Below are 21,502 nucleotides of genomic sequence, written 5' to 3'. Positions count from 1 at the left end.
CGCCCCACATTAGGTGCAGCTGCCTGCTACGACAAGGCCGACGCCGACCGCCGGACCTCCGCAGCCAGCCGATGCGCTTTGCCCTGCGTGCGTCCGTCCTCTGCCCGCTGCGGGATGTATCCGAAGCCGAGACCGTACGGGGGATCGGCGAACCCCAGCGCAGCGTTTGCCCCTTCGTGGCCGAAGGCCCGGTGGCTGCCGAAATTCCGCGACACGTGCGGCTTCATAAAGACCACGGCAAAGGCGTTGTCCAGTCCCGACATACGGTCCAGGCCCCACACCTGCTCCTGGGACATCACGCTGACTGTCTCAGGGGTCAATAAGGGGGCGCCGCCGTCCACTCCTGTTAGGGCCGCCGCGTAGAGCCTGGCCAGGCCCTCCGCCGTACCCACGCCGCCGGCGGCACTCATCCCAGTGGCGCGCACGGTCCGTTGATTGGGAAGTTCCATGATCGAGCTGACCGCCGCGTTGCTGTTCAGCCCGTCCAGGCTCAGCGGATCCAGCCATGGCTGCAGGGGATCGACGTCGTAGAGGACGTCACGGTAGCGCGGTTCCAACTCCTCCGGCAGTCCCAGGAAGAAGTCGATGCCGTAGGCCGTGCGGATACGGTGGTCATAGAGGCGCTGCAGGCTGGTTCCCGTAACCCGCCGACAGAGTTCCTCCATGATGATGCCGATGGTGAGGGCGTGGTACCCGAAGCAAGTGCCGGGACCCCATGCCGGCCTCTCTCCGGCCAGCCGTGCCGCGGCCCGGGAAGTGGTGAATTCGTCCAAGGCGAATCCACCTTCGACGCCCAACAGGCCGGCCTGATGGGACAGGGCTTCACGCACCAGCAACCGGTCCTTGCCGTGGACACCGAACTCGGGCCAGTAGTGCGCCACCGTCCGGTCAAGGTCAAGCAGCCCATCCTGGACGAGCACGGAAATCACCAGGGCCGCCACGCCCTTGGAGACTGAGTACGCCCCGGTGATGGAGTCGGCCTTGATGTGGGGCCCGCCAACCAGGTCCAGTACCTTCACGCCGTCCCGGTAGGCGGCCAGTTGGGCGCTGTATTGCGGATCGGCGGCGAGGAAGGCCTCAAACAGATCCAAAACACCCTCGTAGCCGGGCGCTGCAAAGCCATGAGATTTCTGCATGCCCCTAGCCTAACCGGTTAGAAAGCGCTTTCCTGCTGTGTGGCCGCTCCGTGGCCGGGGGAGACTTCTTCGCCGGGTCGCACTGGCCCCGGGGGAGTGCCGTCCCCGAATGGCCGGCCTCCCAGCGCATCCCTGCCATGGGGCTCCAGCCAGCCGGACGGATGGGGGCCCTGCGGCACGATCCCGGTGGGGTTGATGTCCCCATGGACGATGTAATAGTGCTGCTTGATCTGGACAAAGTCGATGGTGTCGCCGAATCCGGGGGTCTGGAAAAGATCCCGTGCGTAGCCCCACAGGGCCGGCAGTTCGGTCAGCTTCTGCCGGTTGCACTTGAAGTGCCCATGGTAGACGGCATCGAACCTGGCCAAGGTGGTGAACAGGCGGACGTCGGCCTCCGTGATGGTGTCACCCACGAGGTACCGCTGTCCGGTGAGGCGTTCCTCGAGCCAGTCCAGGGTGGTCCACAGCCGGGAATAGGCCGAGTTGTAGGCCTCCTGGGAGCCTGCAAAGCCGCAGCGGTAGACGCCGTTGTTGACCTCGGTGAAGACGCGCTTGTTGACGGCGTCAATTTCGGTGCGGAGGTGTTCCGGGTAGAGGTCCGGCGCTCCGGCCCGGTGGAAGCGGGTCCATTCGGTGGCGAAGTCCAGGGTGATCTGAGGGAAGTTGTTTGTGACCACCGCGCCGCTGGCAACATCCACGATGGCCGGCACCGTGATGCCGCGGGGGTATTCCGGGAAGCGCCGGAAATAGGCGCTCTGGATGCGCTCGATGCCAAGGACGGGGTCCACCCCACCCGGATCGAGGTCAAAGCTCCACGACCGTGCATCGTGCGTAGGGCCGGGCTGGCCCAGGGAGACGGCGTCCTCCAACCCGAGGAGCCTCCGCACAATTACGGTCCGGTTCGCCCACGGGCAGGCCCTCGCGGCAATCAGCCGGTACCGGCCGGCCTCTACAGGCCACCCCGGCTCGCCATTGACGCCGGGGCGGCCGTCGTGGGTGATCCGGTCCTCAATGTAGTTCGTGTCCCGGTTGAACTCCGCCCCGCCGGTCACATAGGCGCCCCGGGTGCTGTGTTCGGGGCTGGTATCCGTGCTGTTGGCTGCGGTGGCGGTCACGGCCTGTGGTCCGCTCGAAGTTTCCTGGCTCATGCGGACCAGCCTAGGCTCCGCCGGCCAGGATTGCCGAGATGGGCTGCCAGGCAACCAACCAGGACCCGGCAATAACGGCGACGAAGAGCGCGATCCAGATACCGGAGGGTATGGACGTTGCCCGGTACAGCAGATAGGCGTCGGAACTGGACAGCCTGTCACGGCGTCGCAGGTGCACATTGGTCAGCTTGGCAAGGTCCCGGACGGCGGCCACCAGCAAGGCCAAGCCAAGAACGATTGCAACATGGCCGGTGAAGTTGCTGGGCACAACGAGGACCAGCAACCCGCCTCCTGCGACGGCCAGGCCGGTGATCAGCAGCCCCGCGGCGTTCCTGATGAACACGAGCGAAGCCAGGAGGATCAGGGTTCCCGTGGCCAAGGCGGCCGGACCCCAGCCGGCAAAACCGGAGGTGACAAGGGCTACGCCGGTCAGGGCAGGAACAGGATAGCCCCAGAATCCCGACCAGACGGCGGCGGCCCGGCCGCGGCTGTAACTGGTGGTTGTGCCTGAGTGGTCCAAGCGGAGCCGGATCCCGCCCAATCGTTGGCCGCTCATGACGGCGGCGAAAGCATGGCCTAGTTCGTGGGTGGCGGTGGCCAGGAGGCCAAAGTACTTCCAGGTGGCCCGGGGGATGGACAGTGCCGTCGCCAGGGCCAGCACCACCGCCAGTTCGGCCACCGTGACCTGGGGGATGGCGGCACGGCTGAAGGCTTCAATGATCCGTTGCCACAATTGATCGGGAATCAAGGTCATTCCCCGCCGGATCGGGAGTAGTGATTGTCAGCCATAGCCCTCTACGGTACTAGAGGGATGGTTCAGAGCTGTCCTGCTGCCCTGCAGGCTTGGGGCGGTCAACGAATCGAGGAATGCTGTGACCACTTTGAAGGAACGCCTGCACGCTGATGTTGTGGTGCACATGAAGGAGCGGAACAAAACCGCCCTGACAACGGTGCGCAATGTCCTGGGCGAGATCGAAACACGGGAGAAGTCGGGAAAGATGCCCATTGTCCTGGACGACGCCCAGGTGACCTCGTTGTTGCAGAAAGAGGCTGCAAAGCGACGTGACACCGCAAGGATCTACACTGACGCCGGCGAACCCGAGCGGGCGGCGGCTGAGGTCGCAGAGGCGGAAATTATTGAGGCCTACCTGCCCCAGCCCCTGACAGCAGCGGAAGTCGAGGCGATTGTTGATGACACCATCGCCGGGCTGAGGAATGAAGGCGTGGAGCCCGGGATGCGTCAACTGGGTGCCGTGATGAAGCCTGTCACGGCCAAGGTCGCCGGACGCTTCGATGGCAAGGCGGTCAGCGAGATCGTCCGCAGCCGTCTCGCCTGAGCAGTCAGCTCGAGCGTGATAACAGGAAAGGCACGCCTACAGATCGTGGGCGTGCCTTAACTTCCTGTTGGCGGAACACTGCCGCCACGGAATGCTATCCGGTGTTCTTGAATCAGCCTTCGCAGTCAGTGCAGTAGCTGTGTCCGTCTTTCTGCCGCGCAATCTGGGAGCGGTGCCGGACCAGGAAGCAGGAGTAGCACGTGAACTCGTCCTCAGCCTGCGGGATAACCTGCACGACCAGTTCCTCGGCAACGAACTCGCCCCCGGGAACGCCGGCGCCATCCAGCCCGTCGGCCTCATCGAGCTCGAGGACGACACTGCGGGCGTCCGGTGCATTGGCGGACTGCAGTGCCTCGAGTGAGTTGTCCTGCGACTCCTTGACGTCGGAGCGAAGTTCGTCGTAATCGGTTGCCACTTAGGTGTATCTCTTTTCTTTGGTTCGTCTGTCGCGTATGCAACGTACAGCATCCGGTGGGTATTCCCCAATAGCCTGGCAAGAAAATTTCTCTGTGGAGCCTATATTTCTGTGCGGACACCTGCTGGGATCGGCGTCGGGTGACATTGGGCACTCTGGTGCACAGGATTGACAAGTCCAGCGCACAGCCGCCGTCAGTTAAAGCTCACATGGGATCCTTGACCAACGTTTTGGCCTGTGGCGGGCTAACCTGCCTCAGCCGTTCATCGAGCGTCACGCGCAGCCTGGCGGCAGCCACCTGAACACGGAGCCCGGCAGGGGTGACCTTCCTGTCGGGGATCGAGGCAGCGTTCGGGGGTGTTTGGACCTGCCGGTGCTCAGGGGTACCTGCGCTCACCGTCCAGTCACCACTGTCTTCGCTGGCGACGTTCTCCCAGGCCGCGTCGAACAGTTCAAGCTCCTCGGTCCGGGCCAGTTCACTGCCTGCCAGGACGTTTAGGGTCGCAAGACCCAGGGCCTTGGTTCCTTCATCTGCATCCAAGGCGCGGTCCATGGCCCACTGGGTGCGGCGCCACCATTCCGCCCGGCTGTCCGCCTCGGTCTTCTGCCGCAGGGCCTGCTCGTCGGCTGCACGCCTCTGGTTCAGCGCTGTCTTATCCGCCGACGTGCGCTGGGCCAGGGTGCGCCAATTGATGTAGAAGGCCAGCAGGGCTGCAATCAAAACAGCCAAGGGTCCAAGCCCGGCAAGGATCACCCACCAGTCGGCCGGCCCGGAGTGGACCACGACTTCAAGGGGACCAGACGGCGGGGTTGGATTCACGGCTCCAGCTTAAGCCGTGGATGGAAACAGAAAAAACCCCTGAAATCCGTGGATTTCAGGGGTTTTCCCATTTGTGCGCGGAGGGGGACTTGAACCCCCACCGCGGCGTGTCGCCAAGGCGATAAATGCCTAGATTCCGCGCTTTTTGTTACTCCTTGTTCCATTGCAGAGCCATAAAAATACATCAGCTCACCCACGCCACCCACGCGGAAAGTCGCTCAAAGGACGTCGTATTTCGTCGTGACAGTCACTTACAAGTGGAGGCCCATCAAAACTGACACCCGCCAGCCGGGTCGACGCATAGAACTCCCTGAAAGCAGAGTTCACCTAGATCACCCACTGACGGAAGGCGCCGACATGGTAGCCGTGCAAAGCAACAACGAACTGATGTCACCTGAACAATTGGCCGAGCGTATAGGAGTTTCCCTTCGCATGGTTCGGGAGATGTACTACACCAATACCTGGCCGCATCTGCGGCTGACCCAGCGCACTGTTCGTTTTACGGAGTATCACTACGAACAGATCCTCGAGCTCAGCGAGCAGCGGCCGGCCACGCTGATCCGGAAGACGACCACCAGCTCTAAGGCTGCGGAATTGGCTGAGCTGCTCAGCAGGAGGCCAGCTGCGTGATCACCTTGGGTGTGCGCCTCGGTGGATCTGGCCGCTGTGCCGGTAGACACTGATCGCAAGGGAAAGGCAGCGCGGGTGACGAACTGGTTGCATATCGGTCAATAGCCAGGTGTGCTTAGATGGGTCACTTTGCGATTTCCTTGACCCATTCGCGGGTATCAAGGCCAAGTTTCGAGTCCTTAGACAACCGGAGTCGGGCAGCCCGCACGAAGCGGATCCAGGGCGGATTTGGGCAAAGAGAAGCCGCGGATTGGGAGCACAATCCGGGGCTTCAAATGAGGTGGACTAGGCGGGCTGTAGCTGGAGGGCCGCCTCCTGTTCTGCGTTGGCGCGTTTGATCGTGGAGGGCGAAACACCGAACTGCTTCGCGATCACGGGGATAGAGAGCTTTTGCGCCCTCATGGACTGGATGAGCTCCCATCGCTCCGACTTGCTGAGGGCCTCCCAGTCGACCTTTGAGCCACCGACCGTGGCGGTCCTGCACTACGGGAGAGGCCGGCAGGGAGGCTGCAGCGACCGCGGGGTGGGGTGCTTGGACGGGCGCCGGGGCCGGCCGGGGCTCGATGGCTAACACTGCCAGTTCGACCACCTTGGCCTGGCCCTTTACGGGAGTGAGAAAGGGCACGACAACGGGCGCTGTAGCCTTCGGTTCGGTCCGGACAATGACCGGCGCAGGGACAGCGACGGGCTTCGGGGCGACAGCCAGCTCGGTGACCTCCACGGCCTCCCTGACGACGGCCGGCTCGGGGGCTGGGCGGGCGATCAGGACGTTCTCGATGACGAGGGAGGCGCCCAGTGCCGCGAGTGGCATCAATGCGGAAAGGGCGGCGCCGGCACAGGTGCCTGTGGACCATGATGATGCTTGCGGGCCGGCGGGAATCAGGACGTGGGCAATATTGGCGGCGATGCTGACCAGGGTCCAGATGGCAGTGGCCAGGTTGGTGATCAGTGTCGATTCACCTCGGGACCGGCGAACCAGGGTGGCCAGGGTAAAGAGGGTCAGATTCAGATCGATGACAGCCGGCACCACAAACTTCAGGGGGTGGGGAATGAGCATGTAGGCGGCAAGAGACGCTTGTCCGAAAAATGAAGTGACAAATGAACCGAGGTAGATGGCGGACGCCATGCCTGCCGTGCCATAGGCGATGGGCCTACTGTCCGGGCTGATGCGCGCGGGTTTGGGGTGGGTCACTTTTGCTCCGATGGTCGTACATTAGATGCAACACGTGCGTTTCTATCAAGTTTACGGATGAAACGCCTGCGTTGCAAGAAGAGTCGCGTTCTGTGAGACTGGCAGGATGCAACGAGATGAACCGAGGAACCTGCGGGGCCTGGTCCAGACCAAAGACCTGGCCGACTTTGTAGGCGCTTCGGAAAGCACGATCCGGGCTTGGCGTAAGCGCCACCTGGACTGGGTGGCTCGCGGCCGTCCGACCTCAACTGCTATCCACATCCACTTCCCGGATCCCGTGCCGGACCCGCAGGACCCGAGCGCGGCGTTTCTGATCAACGCCGCCGCCGTCTATGACGTGGCCGACGTCATTCGTTTCGGCGAATCCGTGAAGCAGCACGAACGCAAATCCGGTAATCCACAGTGGCTTCGGAGTGTCAGCGAGTCTGCGTAGCGCTGTGTCACTCCGGCGTGGCTGGACCGAGTGCGCCCCTGCGACGGACAACGGAGCAAGGATCCAGCAAAAAGTAGCGGCGTGCGAGCAATGGACGCTGCGGCTGAAAAGAATCGGGCAACCGACAAGGCGTGCGCGAGCCCGGCTCAGGAACGAGTCATAGTTCGCGCAGCACGCCTCCGCCTGTCGACAGACCAAAGTTGGGCCTCGAGAGCCCCTCCTGGGTCGAAGAAATTGCCAAGCGGCCGCTCTGAGCCAGACCAGTAGCGCCCGTGCGATCGACCCTAAAGGAGAAGACAGCCCGGGAACATGTATCAGTCCGGTGGCCTGCACTGGGCCACCTCCAAGGCAGTCGTGGAAAACGTGCTGCTTCAGCGGCCTGGAGTCGCGGCCGTCGACGCGAACCCGGTTGCCCAGACCGCGACCGTGAGCTTTGACCCGTCCGTGACCTCGGTGGAGCAGATCTCCGGGTGGGTCCGGGACTGCGGATACCACTGCCGCGGCGAATCGGTCCCGGACCATGTCTGCTACCCGATGGACGAAACAGCGCGCACCTCCGGGATGGAGCATGAGACCGCTAGGAAGGCAGGCGCCGGCCACCGGCCGTCCGGGCACGTCCACCCCGGTGCAGCGCATCCAATGGAGCATGTGCATCCGGCGGAGGGTGATCACCAGGCCATGCATCCGGGTGACGCACCCGATGCGACGGAACCCCGCACCGGGAATGCCCATGCGCCGGCGGACAGCCATGCCAGCCACGGCGCGGGCCCGCACGGTGAGATGCCCCGGACCCCGCAGGACATGATGGGCCACGGCGGCCACCACGCCGGAATGTCGATGGATGGCATGGTCAAGGACATGCGCAACCGGTTCCTGGTCGCAGCGATCCTGTCAGTGGGTGTGACGCTGTGGTCCCCGATGGGCCGGGACATGCTCGGTTTCACCGCGCCGACCCCGTTCGGGCTCCGTGACGACGTGATTGCCCTGCTCTTGTCCCTTCCGGTCATCTTCTACTCGGCCTGGATTTTCTTCGACGGCGCCTACCGGGCGCTGAAGGCCCGCACGCTGGACATGATGGTCCTGGTCGCGATCGCCGTGGGCACTGGATGGCTGTACAGCGTCTGGGTCACCCTCACCGGCGGCGGTGAGGTGTTCTACGAAGCCGCGACCGTCCTTGCCTCCTTCGTGCTGCTGGGCCATTGGTTCGAGATGCGCGCACGCGGCGGAGCGAACGAGGCCATCCGCACCCTCCTTGAGCTCGCCCCGCCGGTCGCGGTCGTCATCCGCGACGGCGAGACGGTCGAGGTCCCCACCTCAGAAGTCCAGACCGGGGACCTGTTGATGATCCGGCCGGGATCAAAAATCCCCGTTGACGGGGTAGTCGAGGACGGCCAGTCGGAGGTCGATGAGTCCATGGTCACCGGGGAAAGCCTCCCGGTGACCAAGACCATCGGCGCCGAAGTGATCGGGGCGTCCATCAACACCACCGGCACGATGCGGGTCCGGGCCACCAAAGTCGGGGCCGATACCGCTCTGGCGCAGATCGTGGCCCTCGTCCAGCAAGCGCAGAACTCCAAGGCACCGGGTCAGCGGCTGGCCGACAGGGCCGCTTTCTGGCTGGTCCTGGTCGCCCTGATCGGAGGAACTGTCACGTTCGTCGCCTGGCTCGCCCTCGGGGCGGGCGTCCAGGCGGCCATGCTGTTTGCCATCACCGTTGTTGTGATCACCTGCCCTGACGCCTTGGGCCTGGCCACGCCCACGGCGATCATGGTGGGCACCGGGCTCGGTGCCAAACGGGGGGTCTTGTTCAAGAACGCCACCGCTCTGGAGGTCTCCGCCCGGATCGACACCGTCGTGATGGACAAGACCGGCACCCTGACCAAGGGCGAACCGGAAGTGACCGACGTCGTTGTTGACGGAATCGGCCAAAACGAACTCCTGGCGCTGGTCGCCGCCGTCGAGCAGGAATCCGAACACCCTCTCGCCGCGGCCGTGGTCCGCCACGCGCAAGAGCAGGGCGCACCCGTCCTGGTTGCCGCGGATTTCCTGAACGTTCCCGGTCACGGGGCCGGCGCTACCGTGGACGGGCACCGGGTCCTGGTTGGCAACCGCAAACTTATGGCCGACGAAGGCATTGACCTGGGGCCGCTTGCCGCAGTGCGCGATGAACTTGCCGCCACCGGACGGACAGCCGTGCTCGTCGCCGTGGATGGCAAGGCCGTCGCGGTGATCGCCTTGGCCGACGCGGCGAGGGAAACCGCGGCCGCCGCAGTCGCTGCCCTGCACGAGGCCGGGATCGAAGTCGTCATGCTCACCGGGGACAACGAAGCCACCGCCCGGAGGATCGCCGGCCAGCTGGGCATCGACACCGTCATCGCCGAAGTGCTCCCCGGGGACAAATCAGCGAAGATCGCCGAGCTGCAGCAGCGCGGCAGGGTCGCCATGGTGGGCGACGGCGTCAACGACGCCCCGGCCCTGGCCCAGGCCGACCTCGGCATCGCGATCGGCGCCGGCACCGACGTGGCCATCGAAACGGCAGACGTCGTCCTGATGCGCTCGGACCCGCTGGATGTGCCCATCGCCCTGCGGATCGGCAAAGGCACGCTGCGGAAGATGCGCCAGAACCTGGGCTGGGCCGTGGGGTACAACGCGATAGCGCTGCCCATCGCCGCAGGAGTCTTCGCCTTCGCCGGGATCGTCCTCAGCCCGGAGATCGCAGCCCTGTCGATGTCCGGTTCCAGCTTCTTGGTCGCCGTCAACGCCCTCCTGCTCAAGAGACTCCGGCTGCCCCGCCCGGAAACACCCGAGCCCACCACGGCACGCGCTTCCCGACCGCTGGCCCCGGCCGGGACCCGCTAGGACCCCGGGTCATGGACCTCCGCCTCATCTCCCGCGTACTGTTCCTACGTGCGGCGTGGCGGAGCCGGGACCACTGGGACGCCGCACGAATCACCGCCCACCAGGACCACGCCCTTCAGGAACTGCGCAGCGCCGCCTACGCCGGTTCAGAGTTCTACCGGCGCCATCACGCCGGACTGCACGACGCTCCCCTGGACCAGCTGCCGTCCGTGACGAAAGCGGACCTGATGGAGCACTTCGACGAGGCCGTCACCACCCCCGACCTGAGGCTGGCGGATCTGGAAAACCATCTGAGGACCCTGACCGAGAGCGGGGGAGACCCGGGGGTGCCTTGGCAGGGCCGGTGGTGGGCTGCGGCAACGGCAGGGGCCACGGGCCGGCGCGGAACCTTCGTCTGGAACCGCTCCGAATGGGGGACCGTCCTGGCCTCCTACGCGCGCGCGAACGACTGGGCAGGGATCTCGGCCGGGCTGACCCGGCCCCTGAAAATGGCACTGGTGAGCTCCCGCGTCCCCACCCACCAGTCCGCTGTCGTCGGTGCCTCGCTGCGCTCCAGGCTCGTCCACACCCTCCGCCTGGACGCTACCGCACCCATGGATGAGACGGTCGCCGCGCTGAACCGGTTCCGGCCCAGGGTCCTGGTCGGCTACGCCTCAGCACTCAAACCCCTGGCCGCGGAGCAACACGCTGGACGGCTGCACATTTCACCGCAGGGCGTGATGTCCGCCTCCGAAGTGCTCAGCCCACACACCGCCTCCGAACTGGAAGCCGCGTGGGGGAGCGCGCCCTTCGATGTCTATGCCGCCACCGAAACGGCCGGCATCGCCTCCCCCTGTACCTACCGGAACCGCCATGTCTACGAAGACCTGCTGATCATCGAACCCGTGGACCAGGACGGGAACCCCGTCCCACCGGGGACAACCGGGGCCAAGCTCCTCGTCACCGTCCTGTTTTCGCGGACCCTTCCACTGATCCGCTACGAAATGTCCGACACCATCAGGCTGGGCGGACGGGGCTGCCCCTGCGGGCGCTCCTTCACTGTCATGGAGGACATCGAAGGCAGGATCGAAGACGTCCTGCAGCTGCCAGGCAAGACAGGCAGCGTGGCTGTCCATCCAATCGTGTTCCACCATCTACTGGACCAGGCAGCCGTCGCTGGATGGCAGGTCATCCAGGAACCCTCCAGGCTGCGGGTGCTCCTGGCAGGCCTCACGCCGGAGAGCTCCATAGACGGAGTCAGCGCCGCAGTAGGCGACGCGCTCACCGCAGCGGGCGTTGTACAGACCGGAGTGGACGTCCAGCTGGTGGATCAGCTTGAACGGACAGCACTGGGCAAAGCGCCGTTCGTGCGCGGGTTGAAGGGCCGGCGATGACACTTCCTTCCTCCTGCAGCCCGACGCGGCGGTTCCGGGGTCACTGGCCCCTCATGCTGATGGCTGGTCAGGGTGGGCTATGACCGAGTCACCTACGGCCGGCTCTGCTTCATATCCGGGCGGTCCTAGCAGGCTTTATTCCGGGAGCCCTCATCCGTACTTCATGCCGCGAATCGCGTCTGATCATGGTTCCGATGAGGGAAATGTCTTGAGCCAGGCTCGAGTGCGGACCATCCTTGGGAACAGTCGGAATTACAAAAGGAGATTGCAATGAATCAACACGGGGAAAACCTTGAGGCAGCAGTTCGGACAGCCACCGTGCTCGCAGCCCTCACCCATATCGACAATGTCGGCTTCCATGGCATAGCAACCAACCTCACGGGTGCATCCCCGAAGATCGATAGGAATTGGTCTGGCCTAATCCGTAACGCTCGCATCGCAGTAGCCGCGATCGACTGGCCCGACGAAATCCAGAGCGCGGCAGAAAGGTTTACAGCAGCCACCGGACAGCTGGCCGACGCGCTCGATCAGCGCGACACAGACGCCACTGCCGACCCTGCAAAAGAACTCCATGTGGCATACCACGCTCTCAGCGACGCGGGCTGGAGTCACCTCGCAAGGACCGCAGACATCCCGCAGGAAGAAAAAGCCCACCACCATAACCACGGCACTCCACACGGCGCGTCCTAGGGCCCAGGACTCCAGACATTGACATTTAATTTGTGGGTGACGTTTCCCGGTTTTTGATCTCGAATCGTAGGATCCGGTCCGTGCCGGGGTAGCGGGTTTCGGTGGCGGTGAGGTGGTCGCAGAGTTCACTGATCGCGATGGTTGCCCGTCGGGTGGGGAGCGGGTCGAGTCGGATGGTGAGGTAGCCGTCCTGGCTGGGGTCGATGTCTCCGCTGCCGGTGAGGGCTTGCCGGATCAGGGCGTGGGCTTCGTCGTCGGCGCGGGCGTAGCCGGTGTTGGTCCGGACCTCGCGGGCCAGGGTGGACGCGGTGTTGAACGCGGCCATCCGGATGGCGTGGGTGAGGAGTTTCGTTTCGGTCTCCAGGACCTGCTGGCCGGCGGCTATCTCGCCGAGCGGGACCCGGGCCGGGATGTCCTTGTGCGCTGCCTGCGCGGCCTCGAGGGCTGTTTCGGCGGTCAGCAGGTCCGCGGTGATCTTGTTGTGGATGGTGTTGGTGATCAGGACCGTGGTCGTTCCCGGCGGCGGGGTGTGGGCGGCGAGCATCGCCGCGTCGGTGTCGGCCAGGGTTTTCTCGTACCGGGTTTTCGCGGCGAGGACTTTCTGGTAGGCCTTGCGTTTGGCGGGGTTCGGTACCGACCGTTCCGCATCGTCATCGGTGCTGGCATAGGCGTCGTGGGAATCCAGGGCGAAGCGGATCCTGGCGTAGCGGAAATAGTTTTCCTGCCGCCATCGTGCGCCCATCCGATACACGATCTCCCCGGCCGGCATGTCGGTGTTGGTGGTGAGGATGTGGATCTGCCGGGACCCGCCGCCGGGGGTGTTGACCTGGCGGCTGAGCTGGCGCATCGGAAAGACTTCCCCGGTGGTACCGATGGGGACCTCCACGGCCGTGTCGGCCGCTTCCCAGGTCCGGGTTTGTCCGTGGTCGTCGGTGTGGGTGACCTCGGTGAACAGGGAGGGCCCGATGTCCTCGGTGGTGCCCTTGCGCCAGGTCAGCACGTCAAAACCCTTCCCGGCCATGTGCTGGAACAGGGCCGGGGACCAGCCTCCGCGGTCGAAACCGACCAGGACCCGGCGGTCGTCCCCCACGATCCGGCGCAAGGCGGGCAGGAGCCGGCGCAGTTCCCCGGTCAGCGCGGCCCCGGGTTCGGCCATGACCACCAGGACCGGGGCCCCGGCAGCATCGGCGACCCAGGTTTCCTCGGTCGCCGGGACCGGGAACTTCAACCTCGTCGAGTGGACCTTCCCGATCTTCCTTCTCCCCTGGTAGGCGCGGACATGCCCGTCAACGTAGAGCACCGCGGCCAGATCCCCGCCTTCTTCGTGACTGGCGTGGAGGTGTCTGGCAGCCATCGCGGTGAGCAGGTCCCCGGCCTTGCCTGTTGTGGCGAGGGCGGCGGTTTTACGGCGGAGGGTTTTCACTTCCGGGGCCCGGTCCAGGCCCAGCACCCGGCCCATCGCGACCGGATCAATCCTAGTGATCCCCTCGGCCCGTGGTTCCCCGGCCAGGGCCTGGAACACGGCACCGGTGAGGATGGTCTCCAGACCGTAAAACCCGTTTGGCAACGCCCCGAAGACCTCCTTCGCGCACTCCAGCAGCCCGGTGCTCTCCAGTGCGGGCAGGGCCAGGAACAGCCCGGCCAACGGCACCCGGGCCGCCGGGGCGAACACCGGCGCCGCGCACTCGACCAACCCGGTCCGGGCCCAGGCCCGCTCCCCGGACCGGTCCACCGGGCCGGGGAGAACCGGCAGCGGGACGGCGCCCACCGGCTCCGTCATCGTCGGCGCGGCCCGCGCCGACGGATCTGCCGGTGGTCCGGCGTCCTCACCCGTGTCCATGGACAGCGCCCTGTCGACGCTGAAGGTGGACACGCCCACGGCTGCGGCAATCGTGCGCAGCGACTCCCCCCGGGCACGGCGGGCCTTGATGTCCGAGGCCAGGGCGGTGGTGAGTTTGCTGGCACCGCGGGGGCCGCGTTTTTCCGGCACGAGTCCTGCCACCCCGGAGGTTTTCAGGTCCCTGCGCCACAGCCACAACGTGCCGGTCTCGATGCCGAACGCCACGGCGATATCGGTCACGGAGGCTGCCTTCATATCCGCCAGTTTGGCGGCTGCGAACCGGCGCGTGGCCGTGTCCCCGTCATCCCAGGCGTAGACCAGCTGGCCGTGAAGGAAAACGCGGCCGCCATCGTCATCTTCAAGCAGCGACGCCGCCGCGCCAATCGCGACCGCACCCTCCTCAACAGTTACTGGAAGGGGCGGCTGAGCAGTCATTACACTCATGATCCCACCTCTTCAGCAACCGGCTATTTACTCCACTTAATTATATGACATTTTGGGCAGAATTAACAGCCGACAGCTTTCAAAAAGCCCGAGTTTGAAGGGGGCCAGACATAACGACACAAACCTATGACCAGAGCCCTGGGGCCAGGCTCGGAGGCGCTGCGCAGCACACTCGTCTGGCCTTCGTCCCGGAATGGCCCCACGCTACGCAGGCCGGCCGTCAGTGATGGACTCCAGGAGCCATTGCTCCGATAGCGGGTCGAGGCGCAGCTCTAAGGTCCGCCCCAATCCCGGTTATCTTCCCTCTTGGATCGTTTGGGCTGGTCAGTGACTGATGCCGTCGAGAGTCATGTTGGGCACGTGCGGAGTCGTGGCGGGCGACGTCGTTCCAGTATCGAGGATGTGAGCATCCGGTGGGAGTCCCCGGCGAACGGGACTGGATTGGCCGGAGCGAATCTTTCATCGGTGTGGGCGGCTGAGACTTAGCTGCCGGGCGTGGAAGTCGAAATGCTTTGTGGGGTATGCATAGACGTCATTGAGTGTCATCGACGGTGCGAAGAACGGATCCCACCGGTCCGGGAATGGCATCGACCTTGCTAGCGACGTGGGGCTCTCGCGTTCCAGTCTTCGAGTGATGGCGATGATGGTTTTGTCGAGTTTCCGGGCCATCCTTCGCTTGTTGTAGAAGAGAGCTGCGCCCCGGGAGCCCCAGTAATTGATGACGTCGAAGGGGCGCGTGCCCGCGTTCAGGAGTGCGGCGAAGGCCTTGCCGATGGGCTTGGGGAGCCGGCTGATTAGGTGGACCAGCGGAAGCAGTGCGCGGACGACCATGTAGCCGAAAACCATATGGAAGAGCAGTTCTTCATTGGTCCACCGTGTGCCGTTACTCCTGCGGCGAAGGTCCGCGGCGGTCGCGCTCTCTAGCCAGTTGCTGAGTTCCTCGCGTGCGCGGCTGTATTCGGCCAGGATGTCTGCTGTGGTCGGCTCCACGTCGCGCCCCTCCGTCTAAGGCCCGCGGCCGGCACCGGGCGGGTCCGCACGCGTTGTGCCTGGCTTCATTATGCCCGTGACCGGACCGGCTGACAGTGAGCCTAGCGACGGCAGTCAAAAAGACTCGAATATAGGCGGCACTGGTGGCCTCGGTCGTTATCAAGAAGGCGGGAGAAGACACCCCTCCGCGGTTGCCCTGATACTTGTGCGCTCCTTGGGCCTAAGAGAATCTAGGGGCGGAAAATTTGCGTTGGTTTGGGGGTCGGGTTAGAGGTAGCTGCAGATGCGTTCCGGGTCGCAGTCTGCGGGGTCACCGGCGGCCGCGGCGTCATGGAATTCGGCGACGGTTGCACGCAGCGCGGTGAGGTCTGCGATCTGGGCGTCGAGGTCGCGGAGTTGTTTGGCCAGCAGATCCTTCACGTGTACGCAGGGGGCCTGGCCGATGTCCCGGACAGAGAGGATGTCGCCGATCTGGGCCAGGGTCAGCCCGGCGGTGCGGCCGCGGCGGATGAATTCCAGCCGGCTGACCGTCTCGTGCGGGTAGTTGCGGTATCCGTTCGGTGCCCTGTCTGCGGCCGGCAGCAGGCCGCGGTCCTCGTAGAACCGCAGCGTCTTGGCTGTCATGCCGGCGGCTGCGGCGGTTTCGCCAATCCGCATCATGCACCTCTTTTCCGGGGAATTTCTTTCCTGACCTTCCAGTTTAGTGGAAGGTTAGGAACGGCTGCAGGAACCTGTGTATGCCGGCCCGGGACGGCGGAAGCCCAGTTTTTTCGAGGGCGTGGAGCCGGGTTGGGGCTCGGCTGTTCCGTGGCGTTGACGGGTCTGCCTCTTGACCTTCCCCCTTGGTGGAAGGTGCAGACTGGGGGCAGACCACACACGAGGCACCGTCGCGGGTATTGCGTGACGGCATTGCTGTACGACTTTGGAGGATTCATGTCTGAAACGACACCCGATTTCGATCTGGCCGTCATCGGCTCCGGCGGCGGAGCGTTCGCGGCCGCGATCCGGGCGACAAACCTGGGCAAACGCGTCCTGATGATCGAGCGTTCCACCGTCGGCGGCACCTGCGTGAACACCGGCTGTGTTCCTTCCAAGGCACTCCTGGCCGCGGCAGAGGCCAGGCATGTTGCTCTGGACGCATCCGGCCGGTTCCCCGGCATCAGCACTTCAGCCGGGCCGGTGGACATGGCCGGGCTGATCGGCGGGAAGCGTTCCCTGGTGGAGACGATGCGTTCGGATAAGTACGTGGACCTGATCGCGGACTACGGCTGGGAGCTGCGCCAGGGCAATGCCGTGTTCGCCGGCACCCAGGACGATCCAGTGCTGGAAATCACCGGAAAGGACGGGGCCCGGGAATCCGTCCGGGCCGCGCACTATCTGGTGGCCACCGGGTCCGCCCCGTGGGCGCCCCCGATCGAGGGTTTGCAGGACACGGGCTACCTGACCTCGACCACGGCGATGGAACTCGAGGAGGTCCCTGACTCGCTGCTGGTCATCGGCGGCGGGTATGTGGCCCTGGAACAAGCCCAGCTCTTCGCCCGGCTCGGGTCCAAGGTCACCATGCTGGTCCGCTCCCGGCTGGCCTCGGCCGAGGAACCGGATGCCTCGCGTGCCCTGATGGGTGTCTTCGCCGACGAAGGGATCCGCGTCGTCCGCCGGGCGGCCGTGTCTTCCGTGCGCACGGACCGGGCCACCGGCGGGATCGTTGCGACCGCGGGCGTCTCCGGCGGGCAGGAGGAATTCCGGGCCGCCAGGGTGCTGGTCGCCACCGGACGCCGACCGGTCACCGACGGACTGAACCTGGCCGCCGTCGGCGTCAAGACCGGCGACGGCGGAGAGATCCTGGTCAACAGCCGGCTGGCCAGCTCCAACGACCGGATCTGGGCCGCCGGGGACGTGACCGGACACCGCGAATTCGTCTACGTCGCCGCCGCCCACGGCTCCATCATGGTGGAAAACGCCTTCAACAACGCCGGGAGCGAAGTCGACTACCGGCACCTGCCCCGGGTCACCTTCACCAGCCCGGCCCTGGCCGCGGTCGGCATGACGGACAAGGAAGCCAACGCGGCCGGCATCCGGTGCGACTGCCGGGTCCTGCCCCTGGAGTACGTTCCCCGGGCCCTCGTGAACAGGGACACCCGCGGCTTCATCAAAATCGTCGCCGACTCCGACACAGGGCGGATCGTGGGAATCACCGCCGTCGCCAAGGACGCCTGGGACCTGGCCGCTGCCGGGGTCTACATCCTGGAAGCCGGAATGACCGTGGAGCAGGTGGCAAACCTGTGGAGCCCGTACCTGACCATGGCCGAAGGAATCAAGATCGCCGCCCAGTCCTTCACCACGGACGTTTCCAAACTCTCCTGCTGCGCCTCTTGATCCCTGCCTCTCCACACCGGAAGAAGACCCACCATGAACACCAACTTCAACCAACTCACCGACCGTTTGACCTCACCGGACACCGGCATCGAACCCGCCCTCTGGCTGCCCCTGCTGCACTTGCTGGCACAGGGCGAGCCCGTGGCCATCGGGGACCTGGCCGCCGTCACCGGGCGCACCGTGCCGGAGATCCGCGCCACGCTGGCCGCGGTGCCGGACACCGAGTACGACGGGGACGGACGCATCATCGGGCAGGGCCTGACCCTGCGCCCCACCCCGCACCGCCTGGAACTCTCCGGCGAACAGCTCTACACATGGTGCGCCCTGGACACCCTGATCTTCCCGGCCCTGCTCGGCACAACCGCACGGATCGAATCGGCCTGCCACGCCACCGGAGTCCCGATACGGCTCAGCGTCGGCGCGTCCGGCGCGTCCGGCATCGAGCCGGCCACGGCGGTGGTCTCCCTGATCAACCCCGAGGACATGAGTTCGGTACGGTCTGCGTTCTGCAACCAGGTCCACTTCTTCGCCTCCGACGAGGCCGCACAACCCTGGCTCGCCGCCCACCTGGGCGGTTCCGTCGTTCCCGTAGCCGAAGCCCACCGGATCGGCACGGCCATGGCAGGGTCCCTGGTCGATGAAATCCTGCCCGCACAGCCTGCCGCACGCGAAAAGGGCTCACACGGATGCGCCTGCTGAGGACCGACCGGCCTCTGACCCGGACCGGACACCTAGGGACGCCCGCATGCCGGAACCGGGATGCCCCCTGCCCGAAACCACAGGTTGAGGAACAGCACCCGAACCGGGCCGGCACAACAGATGACGGCCAGTTCCACGGCCCCCACAGCGAACAGGTCTCTGCGCAATTGCTGGCGTGCTGCCGCGAGGACAGGCAGTGCAGACGACTTCGGATATTCCGTGCAGAATCCGGGACCAGATCAATGGGCGAGGCGAGGTAGACCAGCAGCAGGATCAGGCGGATCCGGATCCCGCGCGGCAGGGTCCGGTCCGCGGCCAGCCGCCGCAGCAGGGCCAGCAGGTCCGGCAGCAGCCGCAGCGTCTCCTTCATGCCCACCGTTTCCGGGTGACGGCGGGCGTACAGGGCCAATAGAACCAGCAGTACGGCGTAGATCAGGACGACGCCGCCGATGACTGCGATCGCCGCATCCCACCAGTTCACGCTCAGGCTTCTTCCGGGGTGGGTTCGAAGGCGTTTCGGGCCCGGGGGTCAGTCGTGGACGGGTTCACCGGTGACTTTGTGGTCGGCGTGGTTCAGGCCTTCCATGACGAGGCAGGTCAGGTGACCGTCGGAGATGCTGTAAACAACGTGCCGGCTGTTTTTCCGGGTGGTGACGAGTCCGCTGAAGCGCAGCTTGGCCAGGTGCTGGCTGACCGAGGTCCGGGAGGCTCCGGTCCGCTCCACCAGGGAGCCCACATCGGAGGGTTCCTGGGCGAGAAGCCAGAGGAGCTGGAGCCGGGTGGGGTCCGAGAGCATCCGGAACGTGGCCGTGGCCGCGTCCAGGCGCCGGGCGTCCGGGGCGTCCGGGTGGTGGAGACTGGCGGCCGGGATGCTTTGTGCGTGTTCCACCGGCTTACCCTTTCGTGGTCGCCGGCACGGAGCCGGCCCTAGATGCCGCGGGCCAGAACTTGAAGGCCGCTGCTGTACTGATTGTAGCCACCAACGCCAGCACGGCGGCGGCCGCGGGCTGGCCGGCGGTGGCTCCGATCCAGCCGGCGACGGGATAGGTAATGATGAAGCAGGCATGGGAGAGCGAGAACTGGGCGGTGAAGATGTAGGACCGGGTGCTGTCCGTCGCGGCGCGGCGCAGCAGCCGCGCGGAGGGCGTGTTGATCATTGAGGTCCCGGCGCCGAGCAGCGCCCATAGTCCCAGCAGGACCGGCCAGGTCCCGGGAACAGCGAGCAGCGCGAACGCCCCGGCGAGCCCGAGTGAAAGCAGCACGGCCCCGGCCCTCATGAAGACCCGGTCCGGGAGCCGGTCCAGGATTGCGGGTGCGGTGAGGGCGACGGCCATGGATCCGGCGCCGTAGCAGGCCAGGGCGATCGCGACATCGGTATTGGAGCCGCTGAACAGGTCCCGGGCGTAGATGACGGTGTTCACCAGCACTAGTGCAGTTGCGGCGGCGACTGCCAGGTTCAGTGCGATGAGTCCGCGCAGCTCCGGTGTCTTGACGAAAATCCGGGCGCCGAGGGTGGTCCGGTGCCATAGTGTTCCTTCCTGCCGGGCCGCGAGTGCTGCGGGCAGCCTGGTCGTGATTACCAGGGCCGCGGAGAACAGGAAGCCGGCCACGGTCCCGAGGAACAGTTCGTGGAAGGACAGCACGGTCAGGAGCGCTGCGGCCAGTGCCGGGCTGACCAGGGATTCCAGGTCGTAGGCCAGCCGCGAGAGCGAGAGCGCCCGGGTGTAATGGCGTTCGGCCGGCAGCACCACCGGGATCAGTGACTGGAACGCCGGAGTAAAGGTTGCCGAAGCACTCTGCAGCACGAAAACCAGGACATAGATCTGCCAGGCCTGGTCCACCATCGGCAGCATCAGGGCGATACCCGCCCGGATCAGGTCCGCTCCGACCAGCACCGCTTTCTTCGGCAGCCGTTCGACAAGAGCCGCCATCAGCGGGGCCACGAACACATAGGCGAGCATCTTGATCGTCAGGGCCGTGCCCAGAACGGCACCGGCCTGGCCGCCGGCCAGGTCAAAGGCCAGCAGTCCCAGTGCCACCGTCAACAGGCCGGTGCCCAGCAGGGCGACGATCTGGGCCGAGAAAAGCTTCCGATAGGCCGGAACAGCCAGGACTTCAATCAAAGGGACTCCTTGGAACCACGCGGAATGCATCAATAAGTGCTTAAGTGTGCACTTATAAACCTAATGTACTTCGTCCTTGATCCAAAACATCTTTTCCGAAGCCGGTTCAGTCAGGCTGGTGGGCCACTTGGGAGGCGGAACGGCCGTTTGGGCTGACATAGCATCCCTCGAATCTTCACCTCGTGTCGTCGCGGGAGATCACTAGCAGTTGCCGTAGGCGACGGCCGGCATCAGCGAATACCGCTGTTCATCGCCTGTTGATCCCGCGCCTTGCACTGCTCCTGGTCTCCGCCATGCCCGACACCTACCGGGGCACACGTTCTCCGGCTATTCTGTCGCAGAGGGGAATTCGTGGCGGAGATCGTGCTTGCAGGTGGAAAAGGGACGCTGAGCCTATATGTCGGTGGGACGCTCCATCTCATCTGGGTGCCCCGGTTCCATTCTTCAGGCCGAAGACGCTACGGAATCTGTGCTTGCCGTGGAGCTTCTTAGTGCTGGCCGGAAGCTGCCATTGCTGATCGAAATCATCGGGGTCAACCTGACTGTCGAAGCCTGCAACGACTACCGGGACACCCGCTTCCTTTCCTCCGTCGCCATAGTGGGGACGACGCATCTTGACCGGGTCGTTGCCGCTTGGATGCGGCGCGGCCAGCACAATCTCCAGGAGTTTTTCACGTCGCGTCCGGCCGCGGTGGCATGGCTGGAGGGGCTGTCTGCTCCCGACATCGTCCACCAAGTCCCGGCCCGATTCTTCCCGACACCGGCAGGTAGGAGGCTCTGGAGGTCCGGCCACACTGACGGGGAACTTGCCGATCTCCTCGAACTGTGCGGCGAAGCTGCCACTGGGCTCCGGTTCCCGGGGTGTCCCAATTCCTTGGAACTGGGACACCTAGTGTAGCGTGTCGGTGATTCCTTTGGGTCTGAATTTTTGTCAGACTTGACCCATGGTCTATCTGGCAAAGGCACTGGAACTGCGCAACGGGGACCGCGAGGCCCT

The 21,502-nt window shown here is 65.1% G+C and carries 20 protein-coding genes; 9 read left to right on the top strand and 11 right to left on the bottom strand.

Features of this window, described 5'->3' with window-relative positions:
• Positions 1-26: 26 nt before the first annotated feature.
• From AC50YA_RS21430 to AC50YA_RS21420, 3 genes are read right to left on the bottom strand one after another with little or no spacing between them, the layout of a single operon-like run.
• Entirely contained in the window at positions 27-1,136 is a 1,110-nt protein-coding gene (locus tag AC50YA_RS21430) for a serine hydrolase domain-containing protein (RefSeq protein WP_494984199.1), read from the bottom strand.
• A gap of 17 nt (positions 1,137-1,153) precedes the next feature.
• A complete protein-coding gene (locus AC50YA_RS21425; RefSeq protein ID WP_494984198.1) occupies positions 1,154-2,284 on the bottom strand; it encodes a glutathione S-transferase family protein in 1,131 nt (376 codons plus the stop codon).
• A gap of 10 nt (positions 2,285-2,294) precedes the next feature.
• Positions 2,295-3,032 (bottom strand): M50 family metallopeptidase, encoded by a 738-nt coding sequence (locus AC50YA_RS21420; RefSeq protein ID WP_494984197.1) that lies wholly within the window; start codon positions 3,030-3,032, stop codon positions 2,295-2,297.
• Between the two features lie 124 nt (positions 3,033-3,156).
• On the opposite strand from AC50YA_RS21420, the gene AC50YA_RS21415 reads away from it, so the two are divergent.
• Positions 3,157-3,621 carry a GatB/YqeY domain-containing protein gene (locus tag AC50YA_RS21415; protein WP_494984196.1) on the top strand — a complete coding sequence of 155 codons (465 nt, stop codon included), beginning with the start codon at positions 3,157-3,159 and terminating at the stop codon, positions 3,619-3,621.
• Between the two features lie 112 nt (positions 3,622-3,733).
• Here AC50YA_RS21415 and AC50YA_RS21410 read toward each other — a convergent pair whose 3' ends face one another.
• Entirely contained in the window at positions 3,734-4,036 is a 303-nt protein-coding gene (locus tag AC50YA_RS21410; RefSeq protein ID WP_056339942.1) for a DUF4193 domain-containing protein, read from the bottom strand.
• Positions 4,037-4,241: 205 nt separating this feature from the next.
• Complete coding sequence (locus AC50YA_RS21405; RefSeq protein WP_494984195.1) at positions 4,242-4,856, bottom strand: hypothetical protein; 615 nt, start codon at positions 4,854-4,856, stop codon at positions 4,242-4,244.
• A 357-nt stretch (positions 4,857-5,213) separates the two neighbouring features.
• Here AC50YA_RS21405 and AC50YA_RS21400 point away from each other — a divergent pair, with 357 nt between their 5' ends.
• A complete protein-coding gene (locus AC50YA_RS21400; RefSeq protein ID WP_494984194.1) occupies positions 5,214-5,486 on the top strand; it encodes a hypothetical protein in 273 nt (90 codons plus the stop codon).
• 271 nt (positions 5,487-5,757) lie between these two features.
• Here the strand turns inward: AC50YA_RS21400 and AC50YA_RS21395 are convergent, their stop codons facing one another.
• Positions 5,758-6,678 carry a DUF2637 domain-containing protein gene (locus AC50YA_RS21395; RefSeq protein ID WP_494984193.1) on the bottom strand — a complete coding sequence of 307 codons (921 nt, stop codon included), beginning with the start codon at positions 6,676-6,678 and terminating at the stop codon, positions 5,758-5,760.
• Between the two features lie 106 nt (positions 6,679-6,784).
• Here AC50YA_RS21395 and AC50YA_RS21390 point away from each other — a divergent pair, with 106 nt between their 5' ends.
• The 4 genes from AC50YA_RS21390 (at position 6,785) to AC50YA_RS21375 (ending at position 12,033) form a co-directional block, all read left to right on the top strand.
• Positions 6,785-7,111 carry a hypothetical protein gene (locus tag AC50YA_RS21390; protein ID WP_494984192.1) on the top strand — a complete coding sequence of 109 codons (327 nt, stop codon included), beginning with the start codon at positions 6,785-6,787 and terminating at the stop codon, positions 7,109-7,111.
• 309 nt (positions 7,112-7,420) lie between these two features.
• On the top strand, positions 7,421-9,970 hold the full coding sequence (locus AC50YA_RS21385) for a heavy metal translocating P-type ATPase (RefSeq protein ID WP_494984191.1): 2,550 nt from the start codon (positions 7,421-7,423) through the stop codon (positions 9,968-9,970).
• 11 nt (positions 9,971-9,981) lie between these two features.
• Positions 9,982-11,343, top strand: a complete 1,362-nt coding sequence (locus tag AC50YA_RS21380) for a phenylacetate--CoA ligase family protein (RefSeq protein ID WP_494984190.1) — start codon at positions 9,982-9,984, stop codon at positions 11,341-11,343.
• Positions 11,344-11,613: 270 nt separating this feature from the next.
• Positions 11,614-12,033 carry a hypothetical protein gene (locus tag AC50YA_RS21375; RefSeq protein WP_494984189.1) on the top strand — a complete coding sequence of 140 codons (420 nt, stop codon included), beginning with the start codon at positions 11,614-11,616 and terminating at the stop codon, positions 12,031-12,033.
• A gap of 25 nt (positions 12,034-12,058) precedes the next feature.
• Here the strand turns inward: AC50YA_RS21375 and AC50YA_RS21370 are convergent, their stop codons facing one another.
• From AC50YA_RS21370 to AC50YA_RS21360, 3 genes are all read right to left on the bottom strand, one after another.
• The gene (locus tag AC50YA_RS21370; protein ID WP_494984188.1) at positions 12,059-14,317 is read right to left on the bottom strand and encodes a putative transposase; all 2,259 of its coding nucleotides are present in this window, start codon (positions 14,315-14,317) and stop codon (positions 12,059-12,061) included.
• 459 nt (positions 14,318-14,776) lie between these two features.
• Positions 14,777-15,307 (bottom strand): DinB family protein, encoded by a 531-nt coding sequence (locus AC50YA_RS21365; protein ID WP_494984187.1) that lies wholly within the window; start codon positions 15,305-15,307, stop codon positions 14,777-14,779.
• Between the two features lie 267 nt (positions 15,308-15,574).
• Positions 15,575-15,964, bottom strand: coding sequence for a heavy metal-responsive transcriptional regulator (locus AC50YA_RS21360; protein ID WP_494984208.1), 390 nt, complete (start codon positions 15,962-15,964; stop codon positions 15,575-15,577).
• Between the two features lie 276 nt (positions 15,965-16,240).
• Between AC50YA_RS21360 and merA the strand changes: the two genes are divergently transcribed.
• Positions 16,241-17,683, top strand: coding sequence for a mercury(II) reductase (gene merA, locus AC50YA_RS21355; protein ID WP_494984186.1), 1,443 nt, complete (start codon positions 16,241-16,243; stop codon positions 17,681-17,683).
• Between the two features lie 33 nt (positions 17,684-17,716).
• Positions 17,717-18,382: an organomercurial lyase MerB gene (gene merB, locus AC50YA_RS21350; protein WP_494984185.1), complete on the top strand. Its 666-nt coding sequence runs from the start codon at positions 17,717-17,719 to the stop codon at positions 18,380-18,382.
• Positions 18,383-18,911: 529 nt separating this feature from the next.
• Here the strand turns inward: merB and AC50YA_RS21345 are convergent.
• Both AC50YA_RS21345 and AC50YA_RS21340 read right to left on the bottom strand, forming a co-directional pair.
• Positions 18,912-19,271, bottom strand: a complete 360-nt coding sequence (locus AC50YA_RS21345; protein WP_494984184.1) for an ArsR/SmtB family transcription factor — start codon at positions 19,269-19,271, stop codon at positions 18,912-18,914.
• Between the two features lie 4 nt (positions 19,272-19,275).
• The gene (locus tag AC50YA_RS21340) at positions 19,276-20,505 is read right to left on the bottom strand and encodes an MFS transporter (protein ID WP_494984183.1); all 1,230 of its coding nucleotides are present in this window, start codon (positions 20,503-20,505) and stop codon (positions 19,276-19,278) included.
• A 478-nt stretch (positions 20,506-20,983) separates the two neighbouring features.
• On the opposite strand from AC50YA_RS21340, the gene AC50YA_RS21335 reads away from it, so the two are divergent.
• Entirely contained in the window at positions 20,984-21,403 is a 420-nt protein-coding gene (locus tag AC50YA_RS21335; protein ID WP_494984182.1) for a hypothetical protein, read from the top strand.
• The last annotated feature ends 99 nt before the right edge of the window (positions 21,404-21,502 follow it).

It is taken from the genome of Pseudarthrobacter sp. RHLT3-21 (assembly GCF_059383495.1).
Note: the sequence above shows the minus strand (reverse complement) of the source record. Positions and strands in the feature narration are given on the sequence as shown.

Excerpts from the sequence above, each read along its gene's own strand:
- AC50YA_RS21430 (WP_494984199.1), bottom strand. The coding sequence starts at position 1,136 with ATGCAGAAATCTCATGGCTTTGCAGCGCCCGGCTACGAGGGTGTTTTG.
- AC50YA_RS21425 (WP_494984198.1), bottom strand. The coding sequence starts at position 2,284 with ATGAGCCAGGAAACTTCGAGCGGACCACAGGCCGTGACCGCCACCGCA.
- AC50YA_RS21400 (WP_494984194.1), top strand. The coding sequence starts at position 5,214 with ATGGTAGCCGTGCAAAGCAACAACGAACTGATGTCACCTGAACAATTG.
- AC50YA_RS21390 (WP_494984192.1), top strand. The coding sequence starts at position 6,785 with ATGCAACGAGATGAACCGAGGAACCTGCGGGGCCTGGTCCAGACCAAA.
- AC50YA_RS21385 (WP_494984191.1), top strand. The coding sequence starts at position 7,421 with ATGTATCAGTCCGGTGGCCTGCACTGGGCCACCTCCAAGGCAGTCGTG.
- AC50YA_RS21380 (WP_494984190.1), top strand. The coding sequence starts at position 9,982 with ATGGACCTCCGCCTCATCTCCCGCGTACTGTTCCTACGTGCGGCGTGG.
- AC50YA_RS21375 (WP_494984189.1), top strand. The coding sequence starts at position 11,614 with ATGAATCAACACGGGGAAAACCTTGAGGCAGCAGTTCGGACAGCCACC.
- AC50YA_RS21370 (WP_494984188.1), bottom strand. The coding sequence starts at position 14,317 with ATGAGTGTAATGACTGCTCAGCCGCCCCTTCCAGTAACTGTTGAGGAG.
- AC50YA_RS21360 (WP_494984208.1), bottom strand. The coding sequence starts at position 15,964 with ATGCGGATTGGCGAAACCGCCGCAGCCGCCGGCATGACAGCCAAGACG.
- merA (WP_494984186.1), top strand. The coding sequence starts at position 16,241 with ATGTCTGAAACGACACCCGATTTCGATCTGGCCGTCATCGGCTCCGGC.
- merB (WP_494984185.1), top strand. The coding sequence starts at position 17,717 with ATGAACACCAACTTCAACCAACTCACCGACCGTTTGACCTCACCGGAC.